A 13,477-nucleotide genomic window follows, 5' to 3' on the forward strand; every position below is an offset into this window, starting at 1 on the left:
TCGACAGGAACAGTACCGGACAGTTCTCCGTTTTTCCACGGGGGTCGCTCGGACGAGTGTCGGCCGCATCCGCTTCGACCTCGACGACCTGCTGCGCTCCCGATGATCGCGGCGCCGACCAGCCACGACGAGGACTTGTGAGTGTGGCCCCGGTGACTGACATCACTGACAGCCGCTGGTCCGGTGCCGATCCTCGACCTCGCCAGTAGGCGCCGGTGACCCCGTTCAGCTAGACGGCACGGAGCCGACTCGCGGCTGACCGGTGTCGACCGGCACAACCTGGTCACGACGACGTGAGAGGTGAACATGCTCGTGCGATCGGACGTCCGCAGGCGTCGGGGGTCACCGCGGACCGCGGAAGCCGGCCCGGCGACCGCCAGAGCCGTGCCTGGCCGGACGATCTCGGGCGTCGGAGGTGCGGCGGTGAGGCCCCCGTGCTGAAACTCCTCGGTAAACGGCTCCTGACCGCCATCCCGCTGTTCTTCGGGGTCACGTTCATCGTCTTCTGGCTGATCTCGCTGAACCCCGCGACCGCCGCGACGTCGTTGGCCGGTGATCAGGCCACGCCGGACCAGATCGCCGCGCTGAACGTGCAGCTCGGGCTCGACCGTCCGCTCTGGGATCGCTACTGGGGCTGGCTCAGCAACATCTCCCACGGCGACTTCGGGAACGCGATCACCCTCGGGTTCCAGCCGGTGACCGACGTGCTCCTCTCGCGCGTCGCGGTCACGATCTCCCTGGTGGTGGGCGCCATCGTGCTGTCGGTGGTCGTCGGCATGGCGCTCGGCATCGCCGCCGCGATGCGGCCCACCAGCCTCGTGGACCGAGCCGTCCTCGGCGTGTCGGTGCTGGGCATCTCGTTGCCGCAGTTCTGGATCGGCCTGCTGCTCGTCGTGTGGCTGTCGGTGCAGCTGGGCTGGCTCCCGGCCGTCGGGTACACACCGATCACCGAGGGAGTCCTGCCCTGGGCGTCGCACATCCTCCTACCGGTGATCGCGCTGAGCATCCAGCCCGCCTGCGAGATCGCCCGGCAGCTGCGCGGCTCGCTGGTCGACGTGCTCAGCTCGGACTACATCCTCGCCGCACGCGCCCGGGGCACGCCCACGCTGCCGCTCGTGTGCAAGCACGCGCTCAAGAACGCCGCCGCCCCGGTCGCCACGATCACCGGTTTCCGGCTGGCGCAGCTGCCCGGCACGGCGGTCGTGGTCGAGGGGGTGTTCGCGCTCAACGGCCTCGGCTCGGTCGTGACCCGCGCGGCGCTCACCTCCGACACAGCCGTCGTCCTCGGCGTCGTGGTGCTCACGCTGGTGTTCGTGCTGATCGTGAACCTGCTCGTCGACCTGTCCTACGGTTACCTCAACCCCCGGGTGCGGACATGACCATGAACGACAGCCCTGCCGCGGTCCCGCCGCCGGACGCGACCGACCGTGGCGTCCCCGGGAAGAAGGAGCGGGAGACCACGTCCTTCTGGCGGCGCTACGCCCGCAGCACCGGCTCGGTGGTCGGCCTGGCGATCCTGCTCCTGCTCGTCGTGATGTCGATCTTCCCCGAACTGTTCGCGTCGACCGACCCGAACGCGCAGGACATCTACCACCCCTTCAGCGGGTTCGGCGAGAACGGCCATCTGCTCGGCTCGGACCAGCTGGGGCGCGATCTCTACAGCAGGCTCGTGCACGGCGTGCACGTCACGCTCGGGGCCGCCCTGCTCTCGCTCGGCGTCGCGCTGGTGATCGGGGTCCCGACCGGGCTGCTCGCCGGCTACCGGCAGGGTCGCTTCGACCAGATCACCAACGCGGTGTCCGACGGGATGATGAGCCTGCCCACCATCCTCGCCGTGGTCGCGGTCATCGCGGCGCTCGGCCCGTCGCTGACCATCGCGATGACGACGGTCGGTGTCTTCCTCGCGCCGCGGATGTTCCGGGTCCAGCGCGCCTCGACCATCACGGTGTGCCACGAGACCTACATCGAGGCTGCGCGGGTAGTCGGCTGTCGCACCGGGCGGTTGCTGTTCCGGCACGTCCTGCCGAACTCCCTGTCGCCGACGATCGTCCAGGCGACCCTGCTGTTCGGCGCCGGAGTGCTCGCGGAGAGCGCGTTGAGCTTCATCGGGCTCGGTGTGCAGAGCCCGCAGTCCAGCCTCGGCTCGTTGATCGCCGACGCGGCGCCGCTGATCAGCCAGTACCCGTTCACGATCGTCGCTCCTGGCCTGGTCACGTCGCTGTGCGTCCTGTCGGTCGTGCTGGTCGGCGAGGGACTCAAGGACTCCCTGGGTGGAAGGGCCCCCATCACATGACCGAGACCGACGTCGCCCTGCGGGGCGCCACCGCGACCCTGTCGGACGACGGCGTCCGCGACGGGGAGGCGCTCCTTCGGGTCGAGGACCTCAGCATCCAGTTCCGCAGCCCCCGCGGGAGCTGGACCACCATCGTCGAGAACGTGAGCTTCGGGGTGAACCCCGGCGAGACCCTGGGCATCGTCGGCGAGTCGGGATCGGGCAAGTCGGTCTCGGCCCTGGCGTGCCTGGGACTGATCCCGGCGGTCGGTGGCCGGGTGAGCTCGGGGCGCGTCACCCTCGCGGGCCGGGACGTCCTGACGATGTCGCGGTCCGAGCTCGACCGCATCCGCGGCGGCACGATCGGGATGATCTTCCAGCAGCCGACCCGCAGCCTGAACCCGGCCTTCCAGGTGGGGGACCAGATCGCGGAGACGGTCCGCCGGCACCTGAGACTGAGCCGCAAAAACGCGCGGGCGCGGGCGGTGGAGTGGCTCGACCGGGTGGGCATCCACCACGCCGAGAAGCGATCCCGCAACTACCCCCACCAGTTCTCGGGCGGCGAGGCGCAGCGCATCATGATCGCGATCGCGCTCTCCTGCAATCCGAAGATCCTCATCGCCGACGAGCCCACGACGGCACTCGATGTGACCGTGCAGGACCGCATCCTGCGGCTCATCGCAGACCTCAAGGAGGAGCTCGGCCTCGGGGTGATCCTCGTGAGCCACGATCTCGGCGTGATCGTGGAGAGCAGCTCGCGGATCGGGGTCATGTACGCCGGGCAGGTGGTGGAGCAGGGCGCCACCCGCGACATCCTGCGCCGGCCCGCCCACCCCTACACGCAGGGCCTGATCCGCTCGGCCCCGCAGGGCGACGGTTCGCGGCTGGTGTCGATCCCGGGGACCATCCCGCGCTTCGACGACCTGCCGAGCGGCTGCCGCTTCCACCCGCGCTGCCCGCTGTCGGTGGAGGGCCTCTGCACCACCGAGCCCATCACCCTCGAGTCCCGGGACAGCACGGAGCGGCTCTGCCGGTGCGTGCGCACCTCCGAGACGTTGACCATCGGAGGAGTGCGATGAGCCCACTGCTCGAGGTGAAGAACCTCGTGAAGGAGTACCCGGTCAAGCGCAACCTGATCGGGCGGGTCAGCGAATCGCGGCGGGCCGTCGAGGACGTGAGCTTCACCCTCGACGAGGGCAGGACGCTCGCCGTGGTCGGCGAGTCCGGGGCCGGGAAGTCCAGCGTGGCCCGCATGGTGCTGCGGTTGATCGACCCCACCGCCGGCGAGATCTGGTTCAAGGGAACCGAGATCGCCGGGCTGTCCCGCAGCCGGTTCCAGCAGTACCGCCGGGACATCCAGATGGTCTTCCAGGACCCGTACAGCTCGCTGCAGCCGCTGATGACCGTCGGCGACTCGGTGGCCGAACCACTGCTGCTGCACACCGACCTGGACCGCGCGGCTCGGCGGAAGAAGGCCGAGGAGCTGCTCGAGCAGGTCGGGCTCAGCCGCCGGCTGGCGGGCCGGCGCCCGCACGAGCTGTCCGGCGGCATGCTGCAGCGGGTGTCCATCGCGCGGGCGCTGAGCGTCGAGCCCAGCCTGGTGGTGTGCGACGAGCCCGTCGCTGCGCTCGACGTCTCCATCCGAGCGCAGGTCATCAACCTGCTGATGGACATCCAGGCCGAGCGCGGGCTGTCGTACCTGTTCATCTCGCACGACCTGCACCTGGTGCGGCACATCGCGGACGACGTCGTGATCATGAAGCAGGGCCGGGTCAAGGAGTACGGGGAGTGCGAGCGCGTGTTCACCGCGCCCGAGGACCCCTACGCCAAGGAGCTGCTGGGCGCCTCCCTCAAGCCGGTGACGGTGGACGCAGCGCCGGCGATCTGACTCCGGGCCACCGACGGAGGGGCGTCCCGGGCCGGGACGCCCCTCCGTCACCTCTGCGTCGTACCGGAGGCGTGCTCAGGCGATGCGCATCTGCACGCTCTTCACCTGCGTCATCTCGTGGTGGCCCTCGACCCCGCTGAGCCTGCCGTAGCCGCTCATCGCGGTCCCACCGGTGGCGAAGGCCGGGTCACCCGCCCGCTGGTCGTTCACCCACACCACACCGGCCCGGATCGCGTCGGTGACGCGGTGGGCCCGGGCGAGATCGCTCGTCCACACCGCGCCGGACAGGCCGTAGCGGGTGTCGTTGGCGATCCGCACGGCCGCCTCCTCGGTGTCGAACGGCATGACGGCGCAGACCGGCCCGAAGATCTCCTCCTGGCAGATCGTCATGTCATTGGTGACGTCGGTGAAGACGGTCGGTGCGAAGAAGCGCGGGTGTTCTGCCCCCTCGGGCGGCCCGCCGCCGCAGCGCACCCGGCCGCCCTCCTCGACACCGATCGCCACGAACTGGCGGATCTTCGCCAGCTGCGCCTCCGTCGCGATGGGACCCATCGCCGTCGCCGGATCGCGCGGGTCGCCGATCCGGACCTTCGCCGCGGCGTCGAGCATCCGGTCGAGGACCAGGTCGTGGATCGGCCGCTCCACCAGGACGCGGCTGCCGGCCATGCAGGTCTGGCCGCTGGCCACGGTGAAGCCGCGTACCAGCGCGTCGACCGTTCGGTCCAGGTCGCAGTCGGTGAACACGATGTTCGCCGACTTGCCGCCCAGCTCCATCACGACCGGCACCAGCCGGCGGGCGGCGTGCTCGGCCACCAGCACGCCACCCTGCGTGCTGCCGGTGAAGGCCAGCTTGGCGACCCGGGGATGGGCGCAGAGCGCCGCGCCCACGACCTGCCCGAATCCGGTGACCACGTTGACGACACCGGCCGGGAACCCGGCCTCTTCGACGAGCCGGGCCAGCTCCAGAGTGGAGCACGGCGCCACCTCCGACGGCTTCACGACGATCGTGTTGCCCGCCGCGAGCGCCGGCGCCGCGCTCTGCGAGAGCAGCTGGCCGGGGGTGTTCCACGGGGTCTGGATCCCGATCACCCCGTATGGCACGCGGTGGGTCACCGCGCGCACGTTCGGGTCCCCGCCGCGCGGTGCGCTGTCCGGGTAGGACTCGGCCAGCGCGGGCGCGTGCCGGAAGTACGCGGGGATCGCGGCGCAGGCCGCGCGTTCCTCGGTGAGGGCCTTGCCGTTGTCGCGGCTCTCGACCTCCGCGATCCGCTCGGCGGACGTCTCGACGAGATCGGCGAACCGGCGCAGCACCGCACCACGCCGCCGGGCGTCGTGGCGCCACCAGGACTCCTCGAACGCCCGCCCGGCGGCGCTCACCGCACGATCGACGTCCCGCTCGTCGCCCTCGGGGATCTCGGCCCAGTCCTGCAGCGTCCAGGGGTCGTTCGAGGTGAAGCTGCGACCGTCGGCGGCGTCGACCCAGGCGCCGTCCACGTACATCCGATAGCTGTCCATCCGGCCTCCGGGCTGGCAGGTCACAGCATCAGCGATCCGCCGTTGACCTGCAGGTTCTGACCCGTGATCCACGATGAGAGCCCGCTGAGCAGGAAGCCGATGCAGTAGCCGAGGTCCTCGGGCCGGCCGATCCGGCGCAGCGGCAGGCCGGCGACGCGCTGCGCGACGTACTCCTCGGTGACCCGGCTCCACATCAGGGGTGTGTCCACCGCGCCGCCCGGGGACACGCAGTTAACCCGGATCCCGTGCGGACCGAGGTCCTTCGCGAGTGCGCGGGTCAGCGCGGCGACCCCGCCCTTGGTGGCGGCGTAGTGCGCGAGGGTCCCGGCGCCGGTCTGGCCCACGGCGGACCCGATGTTGACGATGGAGCCGCCCTGGCCGTGCGCGACCATCGCGCGCGCGGCGAGCTGGTTGCACAGGAACAGGCCGGTCAGGTTGATGTCCATGATCTGGTGCCACTGCTCCGGAGTGATCTCCAGCGACGGCACGTCGGGGGAGATGCCCGCCGAGGCGACCAGGCCGAACAGGTCGGACCGGGCGTCGGCCAGCCCGATGAACTCCTCGACGCTCGACGAGTCGGCCACGTCGAGGTGGGTCGTCTCCAGGGCGAGGTCGCGGGACTTCGCCTCGCGGGACAGGTCGGCGAGCAGTTCGTCGTTCAGGTCGCCGGCGACGACCCGGGCACCGGACTGCGCGGCGAGGACCGCTGCCGCCCGGCCGATGCCGCTGGCCCCACCCGTCACGGCGACGGTGACGCCGTCCAGGCCGGGCAGCACGGTCCGGGAGAACTCGATGTCGGGCACTGGTCCCCTACCTCCACAGATCTACAGGTCGAAGAAGACGCATTCAGGGTGGACGCCCCGCTCCCGATAGGTGACCGAGAGCTCCTGGTTGCACCGGGAGCAGCGCGGGATGGCGTCGAGATCGGTGTCGGCGAGCAGGGCGTCGCGCTCGGCGAACATGCTCGGCAGCAGCTGACCGGCCGTCGAGATCAGGGGCAGGACGAGCTTGCGCTGGCCACCGGCGACGGCGGCGTTGCGCAGGTCCTTGCACACGTACTCGTAGACCTCCGAGCGGGGCCGGCCGGGCCAGAAGTCGCGGCGGACCCGGTCGTAGCGGCCCCAGGTGCGGATGACCTTCGAATCACCCCCGGACACGGTGACGATCTCGGTGAGGCGGTCCTCGGTGATGCCGTAGGCGGCGCCGAGCCGCATGGCTTCGATCGCCAGTGCCTGGGTGCCGCCGACCAGCACGTTGTTGACCAGCTTGCCGGCGACACCGGCACCGGCCGGGCCGAGGTGGAACGGGTTCGCGCCGAAGGACGCGATGACCGGCATGCACCGCGCGACGGAACCGTCCTCCCCGCCGATCATGACGGTCAAGAGGCCGAGGTCGGCCTTCTCGCGGCCGCCGGCCACCCCGGCGTCGACCACGTCCGTGCCGGCGGCCCGGGCTTCGTCGGCGATCGAGGTGATGGTCGAGGGCAGGACCGTGCTGCAGACCAGGAACACCGTGCCCGGACGGGCGTGCGGCAGCATCTGCCGGATCACCGCCGTGACCTGCTCGTCGTCCGTCACCACGACCAGGACGACGTCGGAGCCGGCGGCGAGGTCGGCGGGTGTCCCCGCGACTCGGGCACCCTGCTCGACGATGGCGTCGAGGACACCGGCGCGCCGGGCGTAGGCCAGGACCGTCCAGCCGTTGCGCAGCAGGGAGTTGGCGATGCCCTCGCCCATGTCGCCGACGCCGATGATCCCCACCACCGCGTCTGCGGGGTCGAGCGGACCGGTCACCTCCCGCACCCCGACATCGGTGCTCACGGCGTTTCCGCCCAGTCGAACTGCGCCTTCTCGGTCCGGCTGCGCTTGAGCTCGAAGAAGTAGGGGTAGCCGGCGAGCAACAGGGCTCCGTCCCAGAGCCGCACGGCTTCCTCGACGGGCGGCCGCCGGGTGATGACCGGGCCGAAGAACGCGACCCCGTCGATGTGAATGGTCGGCGTGCCCACCTCGCTGCCCACGGGCTCCATCCCGCGGCGGTGCGAGGCGCGCACCGCCTCGTCGAGATCGGTCGTCTCCGCGGCGTCCGCGAGCGCGGTGGGGAGCCCCGCGGCCTCCAGTGCCTCGACGATCACGTCCCGGTCGAACGCCCGGCCGGCGTTGTGGCGGCGGTGGCCCAGCTCCGAGTACAGCCGAGGCAGCACCGACACGCCGTGCGCGACCTCGGCGGCGATGCACACGCGGACGGGGCCCCACAGCCGCTTCATCCGGGCATCGTGCTCCGGGCCCTCGCCCCTGTCCTCGTTCAGCACGGCCAGCGACATCACGCGGAAGTCGAGGTCGATCGGCCGCACCGACGCGACATCGAGCATCCAGCGTGAGGTCACCCACGCCATCGGACAGGCGGGGTCGAACCAGAAATCCACCTTGCTGCGTCCCGTCGCGAGCGGGGTGGCTACGGATCGTTCGGGAGCTGCCACCATCGGCGGACCCTTCCACGTGCCGGTCGGGAGACCCACTCTCGTCAGGCACCGATGTGGCGGCCAACGACCCTTGTCACCGCGGGCGGTGAATCAGATCACGGAGTGCTGCGGGATGCGTGGCTACCGTGGCGGCACGCTGGTGCGCAGAAGGGACTGCTCGATGACACAGGTGTCCGACGGCGGGCGGTTCGAGCCCGGTACCGCGGCGGTGGGTGTGGTGGGGCTCGGGGCCATGGGTGCCGGCATCGCGTCCAGCATCCTGCGCGGCGGGTTCGAGACGATCGTGGCGGACCTGCGCGCCGAGGCCGTCGCGAAGACCGTCGCGGAGGGTGCCGCGGCGGCGACGGACCTGGCCGATCTCGCCGCCCGGTGCGACGCGATCGTGGTCATGGTGCTCGACGACACGCAGGTCCTCGGCGTCACCGAGCAGATCGCAGCGGCCGGGGGCCGGGTGCGGGCGGTGATCGTGAGCAGCACGGTGACGCCGCAGACGGCGCAGGCCGCGGCGGCGCGGTTGGAGCAGGCGGGCATCGCGATGATCGACGCGCCCGTCAGCGGTGGTGCGGAGAAGAGCGCACTGGGCACCCTGACCCTGCTGATCGGCGGCCCGGACGACGTGGTGGCACGGTGCGCCCCGATCATCGACGCGATGAGCGCCAACGTGTTCCACGTCGGTCCCGTCGGCGCCGGCAGCGCCGGCAAGCTCGTCAACAACCTCATGGCACTGGGCCAGTACGCGCTGCAGGTGGAGGCCATGCAGCTGGCCGACGCCTACGGCATCGCCGAGGAGACCGCCGTCGCGTTCGTGTCGGTGAGCGCCGGCGACTCGGCCGGGATCCGGACGTGGGGCCGCTACGACCGACTCCGACGGACGCACACCATCGCCGGCACCCCCGAGCTGTACACCATGCTGGGCAAGGACCTGCGTGGTGCCGCGCTGGCCGCCGGGCGGGTCGGCGTCACGCTCCCGGTGACGGCGATCGTCGGCGAGCTGATCGCCGGCAAGCTCCAGGCCCGGGACGCGATGCTGGACGCGCGCGGCGGACTGGGCCCGGAACTGCTGTGCCCCGCCTGCGGTCAGGAGCTCGCAGCCCCGTTCCGGGAGGCCGGCTACCACCCGCAGTGCGGGCTGGCGGCCAAGCTCGCAGAGCACGGCCTGTGACGTGGGTTGCGCAGGCCCGTGACGTCCGTTCTACGGAAACGGCGGCCTCCGGTGTTGGCTGACGGGCATGGCCGACCGATTCCGCGACAAGGTCGTCGTGATCACGGGGACCGGAGCGGGCCAGGCGCGAACGGCAGCCCTGCGCTTCGCGGCCGAAGGAGCCCTGGTCGTCGGATGTGACGTCGACGGTCCTGCGGCGAACGAGACCGAGCGCCTGGTGCGGGCGGCCGGCGGCACGATCGAGTGCCTGCCCGACGTCGACCTGACCGTCGAGTCGGAGGCCGAGCGGGTCATGGGCTTCGCCGCGGACCGGTTCGGCGGCATCGACGTGCTCTACAACAACGCGACCCGGTGGGCGGGGGGCTCACCGACGACGATGGACCCCGACGCCTTCCGCTGGACGATCACCAACGTCCTGGACCTGAGCTGGCTGGCCACCAAGCGCGCGTACCCCTACATGCGCGACCGCGACGGCGCGTCGATCGTCTTCATCGGGTCGATCGCCGGCATCGGCGGCTGGACCGGCTTCCCCGGCGGCAGCAGCGAGACGTTCGCCTACGGCTGCGCCAAGGCCGCCGTGATCCGGATGGCCTCCGTGCTGGCCATCGAGCTGGCGCCGATCCGCGTGAACGTGGTGTCGCCCGGGCCCATCCGGACCGTCACGACCGAGCCGGTGTTCGGGGAGCCGGGCACGCCGTTCCACGCCCTCTACCGGGACGGGATGCTCGTCGACCGGATCGGCGAGCCCGACGACGTCGTGTCCGCGGCGATGTTCCTCACCTCGTCCGAGGCGTCCTGGGTCACCGGGCAGCACCTCGCCGTCGACGGCGGGTTCCTGGGCTCCCACGGCGCGGGGCGGCCGGACCCGGCCGTGACCGGACCCATCGCCGCGCGCTTCTCCGGCCGGGCGACACGCGCGTCCCGACAGCAGTCGATCGAAGGTCTGTGACCTGGTGGCCGACCGCACGACGAAGCCGAGCGCGTGCGGTCGACGGCGGGTGCGCGGACGAACCGGGCGACCTCGACGGCGCGGGAGGGGTCGGTGTCGCAGGTCAACCTCGTCGACGAGCAAACGGTCCGCGGCCGCCTGCTGGTGCCCTGCCTGATCTACGTCGGTCTGCTGGTGGCGGCGGTGAGCAGCCTCGGCGCGCCGCTGCTGGTGGCCATCGCGCACGACTTCTCCGTCTCGCTCACCGACGCGCAGTGGTCGCTCACCGTCGGCCTGCTCAGCGGATCGGTGTCGTTGCCGGTGGTCGGCCGGCTCGGTGCCGGCCGGTTCCGCCGGGAGGTGTTGCTGGTCAACGTGGCCGTCATGGTGCTGGGTTGCGTGCTCGCGGCCCTGGCTCCGACCTTCCCGCTGTTCCTGCTCGGCAGGGCGCTGCAGGGGGTGGGGATGGCGATGATCCCCGTCGCGATGGGCATCGCCCGCGACCACCTGCCGCCCGACCGCGGCAAGCGGACGGTGGCCAACCTGGGGATCACCACGGTGGTCGGAGTGGCGATCGGGTTCCCGCTCTCCGGGCTCTCGACGGATGTCCTCGGCCTGCGGGCAACCTTCTGGCTGGCCGGGCTACTGGGCACCGCCGCCCTGGTCGCGTGCCTGTTCGTGCTACCAGCGAGCCGGTTCCTGCCGCGCACCCGGATCGACCCCGTGGTCACCTGCGCGCTCAGCGTCGGGATCGCGGCACTGGTCCTGTACCTCAGCGAGGGGAGTCGCTGGGGCTGGACGTCGCCACCGGGGTGGGCACTGCTGGGGGGCTCGGTGCTCGCGCTGGTCCTGCTGGTCCTGCGCGACCTGCGGTTGCCGAACCCGGTCCTGGACCTACGGCTCCTGCGCAACCGCGTCGTGCTGAGCGCGAACGTCATGGCCTTCCTCGTGGGCGTGGGCAGCTTCATCCTGCTGGTCCTGTTCACCCGCTACGTCCAGACCCCGCCCGACCAGGGCTACGGCTTCGGCGCCCCGGCGCTCGTGGCCGGCCTGTTGCAGGCCCCGATGTCGGTGCTCGGGTTCGCCGGCAGCCGCGTGGTCGACCGCGTGGCGCGGGTGATCGGACCGCACCGGATCCTGCCGCTCGGCGCGCTGCTGTTCGGCCTGTCCATGGCGTCCTTCACGCTCTTCCGGTCCCAGCTGTGGATCGTCTTCCTCGAGATGGCACTGGTGGGAACGGCGGTGGCCTGCTCCCTGCCGGTCCTGCCGCGCCTGATCGTGCGCTCGGTCCCGGCGACCCACACGAGCAGCGCCGTCGCGCTCAACCAGCTGCTGCGCGTCATCGGGACGGCGGTCGGCAGCGCGGTCAGCACGACGGCCCTGGCCGCCGCGACGCCCGCCGGCGCCGCCTACCCGCAGCAGTTCGGGTACACCGTGGCGTCGTTGATCTCGGTGGGTTGCTTCGTCGTGGCCGGGATCATCGTCACGGCCCTCGTCTCGCGCCGCGCGTACGACGCGTCCGCGGACCCGGTGGCCGCGGCCGCGCGCGGTGCGGCCGGGCCGCGGTGATCCGCCCCGTCCGACCCCGCACAGGTCAACCCGCACAGGAGGTGCGTACCCATGACGTACGACGTGATCATCGTCGGCGCCGGCTCGGCCGGTGGTGTGCTGGCCGCTCGGCTCTCCGAGGACCCGGACCGATCGGTCCTGCTCGTCGAGGCCGGACCCGACTACCCGGACTTCGCGACGTTGCCGGACGAGCTGAAGATCGGCCTGGGCACGGGCCACATGAACCTGGTCTCGCTGGCCCACAACTGGGACTACCCCGCGAAGGGGTCGGCCCTCGGCGGTGAGCTGCGCGTCCCAGCGGGCAAGGTCACCGGTGGGTCCAGCGCCATCAACGGCCAGCTGTGGATCCGCGGGCTGCCGGCCGACTACGACCGCTGGGCGGAGGAGGGCAACGACCTGTGGAGCTACGAGCAGCTCCTGCCCTACTTCAAGCGCTCCGAGAACGACCTGGACCGCTCCGGTGAGTACCACGGCAAGGGCGGGCCGATCACCAACTACCACTGCGACAAGGACACCTGGCTGCCCACGACCACGGCCTTCGCCGAGGCCTGCGTCGCGGCCGGGTACAAGGAGTTCACCGACGCGAACAGCCCGGACTCCAACGGGGTGGGGCCGTGCCCGTACAACAACCCCGGGAAGATCCGGATCAGCACGTCGCTGGGCTACCTCGCCCCGGCACGGGAGCGGCCGAACCTGACGATCATGCCCGAGGCGCTCGTGCATCGCGTGGTGTTCGAGGGCAGGCGGGCCGTCGGCGTCGAGGTCGAGCGGGACGGCGACGTCGAGGTCCTCGGGGGCGCCGAGGTCATCGTGAGCGCCGGAGCGATGGGTTCGCCGCAGGTGTTGCTCCGCTCCGGTGTCGGGCCGGCGGAGGAGCTGACCGAGGTCGGCATCCCGGTCGTCCACGACCTGCCCGGCGTCGGGCGGAACCTGATGGACCACACCGCGATCAGCATCACCTACCGCACCGTCCCCGAGGTCCAGCCCGGCCCCGACGACCCCTACGGGCAGGCGTTCCTGCGCTACACCTCGAAGTCCGCCAGGTACGAGACGGACATGTTCATCCGGCTCGTGCAGGTCGAGGACACACTGACCTTCTTCACCGGCACCTACGCGCCCCTGACGACGGGCTCGGTGCGGGTGCGCAGCGCCGACCCGCGGGTCGACCCGATCATCGACTTCCGGTACCTGTCGGACCCGTTCGACCTCGAACGCGTCGTCGAGACCGTGCGGCTCAGCGTGGCGCTCGCCGAGCACCCCAGCATGGCCGAGTACCTCCGGGAGCGGCTGGTCCCGGTGGACGACGCGGCGCTCGCCTCGGACGCCGCGCTCGCGGAGTGGATCCTGCGCAACATCGACTCGGCCAAGCACATCACGTCGAGCTGCCGCATGGGCCCGGCATCGGACCCCGGTGCCGTGGTGGACCAGTACGGCCGGGTCCACGGCGTCGCCGGGCTGCGCGTGATCGATGCGTCCGTCATGCCTCGCCCCACCCGCGGCAACACCAACGCGACGACCATCGCGATCGCGGAGCGCATGTCGGACCTGATCAAGGGCGGTGACACCGGTCACGTGCCGGCGTAACCGATGTTCTTGGGCGAAGCGACCCGCTCGCGGAGCCTCGACGTGCGTAGTTCTCTGCGATGCGATGGAGCAGACAGTGA

Annotated in this window: 12 protein-coding genes; 8 read left to right on the plus strand and 4 right to left on the minus strand. The window is 71.3% G+C overall.

Annotation, left to right across the window (positions count from 1 at the left end; all coding sequences use genetic code 11):
* Window positions 1–434: 434 nt before the first annotated feature.
* Genes ACQEVB_RS23750 through ACQEVB_RS23765 form a run of 4 tightly spaced genes read left to right on the plus strand, consistent with a single transcriptional unit; the run spans window position 435 to window position 4,160 of the window.
* The gene (locus ACQEVB_RS23750; RefSeq protein ID WP_432974981.1) at window positions 435–1,379 is read left to right on the plus strand and encodes an ABC transporter permease; all 945 of its coding nucleotides are present in this window, start codon (window positions 435–437) and stop codon (window positions 1,377–1,379) included.
* The gene (locus ACQEVB_RS23755) at window positions 1,376–2,293 is read left to right on the plus strand and encodes an ABC transporter permease (protein ID WP_432974983.1); all 918 of its coding nucleotides are present in this window, start codon (window positions 1,376–1,378) and stop codon (window positions 2,291–2,293) included. The genes ACQEVB_RS23750 and ACQEVB_RS23755 overlap by 4 nt, the downstream gene beginning before the upstream one ends.
* Complete coding sequence (locus ACQEVB_RS23760; protein WP_432974985.1) at window positions 2,290–3,351, plus strand: ABC transporter ATP-binding protein; 1,062 nt, start codon at window positions 2,290–2,292, stop codon at window positions 3,349–3,351. Before ACQEVB_RS23755 ends, ACQEVB_RS23760 begins: the two co-directional genes overlap by 4 nt.
* The gene (locus ACQEVB_RS23765) at window positions 3,348–4,160 is read left to right on the plus strand and encodes an ATP-binding cassette domain-containing protein (protein WP_432974987.1); all 813 of its coding nucleotides are present in this window, start codon (window positions 3,348–3,350) and stop codon (window positions 4,158–4,160) included. Before ACQEVB_RS23760 ends, ACQEVB_RS23765 begins: the two co-directional genes overlap by 4 nt.
* A gap of 75 nt (window positions 4,161–4,235) precedes the next feature.
* Here the strand turns inward: ACQEVB_RS23765 and ACQEVB_RS23770 are convergent, their stop codons facing one another.
* Genes ACQEVB_RS23770 through ACQEVB_RS23785 form a run of 4 tightly spaced genes read right to left on the minus strand, consistent with a single transcriptional unit; the run spans window position 4,236 to window position 8,154 of the window.
* Window positions 4,236–5,675: an aldehyde dehydrogenase family protein gene (locus tag ACQEVB_RS23770; protein WP_432974989.1), complete on the minus strand. Its 1,440-nt coding sequence runs from the start codon at window positions 5,673–5,675 to the stop codon at window positions 4,236–4,238.
* Window positions 5,676–5,695: 20 nt separating this feature from the next.
* Window positions 5,696–6,478 carry an SDR family NAD(P)-dependent oxidoreductase gene (locus tag ACQEVB_RS23775; RefSeq protein WP_432974991.1) on the minus strand — a complete coding sequence of 261 codons (783 nt, stop codon included), beginning with the start codon at window positions 6,476–6,478 and terminating at the stop codon, window positions 5,696–5,698.
* A gap of 21 nt (window positions 6,479–6,499) precedes the next feature.
* Window positions 6,500–7,495: an NAD(P)-dependent oxidoreductase gene (locus tag ACQEVB_RS23780; RefSeq protein WP_432974992.1), complete on the minus strand. Its 996-nt coding sequence runs from the start codon at window positions 7,493–7,495 to the stop codon at window positions 6,500–6,502.
* Window positions 7,492–8,154 carry a mycothiol-dependent nitroreductase Rv2466c family protein gene (locus tag ACQEVB_RS23785; RefSeq protein WP_432974994.1) on the minus strand — a complete coding sequence of 221 codons (663 nt, stop codon included), beginning with the start codon at window positions 8,152–8,154 and terminating at the stop codon, window positions 7,492–7,494. Before ACQEVB_RS23785 ends, ACQEVB_RS23780 begins: the two co-directional genes overlap by 4 nt.
* Before the next feature lie 160 nt (window positions 8,155–8,314).
* On the opposite strand from ACQEVB_RS23785, the gene ACQEVB_RS23790 reads away from it, so the two are divergent.
* From ACQEVB_RS23790 to ACQEVB_RS23805, 4 genes are all read left to right on the plus strand, one after another.
* Entirely contained in the window at window positions 8,315–9,316 is a 1,002-nt protein-coding gene (locus ACQEVB_RS23790) for an NAD(P)-dependent oxidoreductase (protein WP_432974996.1), read from the plus strand.
* A 67-nt stretch (window positions 9,317–9,383) separates the two neighbouring features.
* Complete coding sequence (locus tag ACQEVB_RS23795) at window positions 9,384–10,265, plus strand: SDR family NAD(P)-dependent oxidoreductase (RefSeq protein ID WP_432974998.1); 882 nt, start codon at window positions 9,384–9,386, stop codon at window positions 10,263–10,265.
* Window positions 10,266–10,358: 93 nt separating this feature from the next.
* Entirely contained in the window at window positions 10,359–11,813 is a 1,455-nt protein-coding gene (locus ACQEVB_RS23800; protein ID WP_432975000.1) for an MFS transporter, read from the plus strand.
* A gap of 51 nt (window positions 11,814–11,864) precedes the next feature.
* The gene (locus ACQEVB_RS23805) at window positions 11,865–13,397 is read left to right on the plus strand and encodes a GMC family oxidoreductase (protein ID WP_432975002.1); all 1,533 of its coding nucleotides are present in this window, start codon (window positions 11,865–11,867) and stop codon (window positions 13,395–13,397) included.
* Window positions 13,398–13,477: the final 80 nt, after the last annotated feature.

This window comes from Pseudonocardia sp. CA-107938 (assembly GCF_050936315.1).
Lineage (GTDB): Bacteria > Actinomycetota > Actinomycetes > Mycobacteriales > Pseudonocardiaceae > Pseudonocardia.

What these genes read in the sequence shown, in the direction of transcription:
- ACQEVB_RS23755 (WP_432974983.1), top strand. Translation starts at nt 1,376, where the DNA reads ATGACCATGAACGACAGCCCTGCCGCGGTCCCGCCGCCGGACGCGACC.
- ACQEVB_RS23765 (WP_432974987.1), top strand. Translation starts at nt 3,348, where the DNA reads ATGAGCCCACTGCTCGAGGTGAAGAACCTCGTGAAGGAGTACCCGGTC.
- ACQEVB_RS23760 (WP_432974985.1), top strand. Translation starts at nt 2,290, where the DNA reads ATGACCGAGACCGACGTCGCCCTGCGGGGCGCCACCGCGACCCTGTCG.
- ACQEVB_RS23785 (WP_432974994.1), bottom strand. Translation starts at nt 8,154, where the DNA reads ATGGTGGCAGCTCCCGAACGATCCGTAGCCACCCCGCTCGCGACGGGA.
- ACQEVB_RS23770 (WP_432974989.1), bottom strand. Translation starts at nt 5,675, where the DNA reads ATGGACAGCTATCGGATGTACGTGGACGGCGCCTGGGTCGACGCCGCC.
- ACQEVB_RS23795 (WP_432974998.1), top strand. Translation starts at nt 9,384, where the DNA reads ATGGCCGACCGATTCCGCGACAAGGTCGTCGTGATCACGGGGACCGGA.
- ACQEVB_RS23790 (WP_432974996.1), top strand. Translation starts at nt 8,315, where the DNA reads ATGACACAGGTGTCCGACGGCGGGCGGTTCGAGCCCGGTACCGCGGCG.
- ACQEVB_RS23805 (WP_432975002.1), top strand. Translation starts at nt 11,865, where the DNA reads ATGACGTACGACGTGATCATCGTCGGCGCCGGCTCGGCCGGTGGTGTG.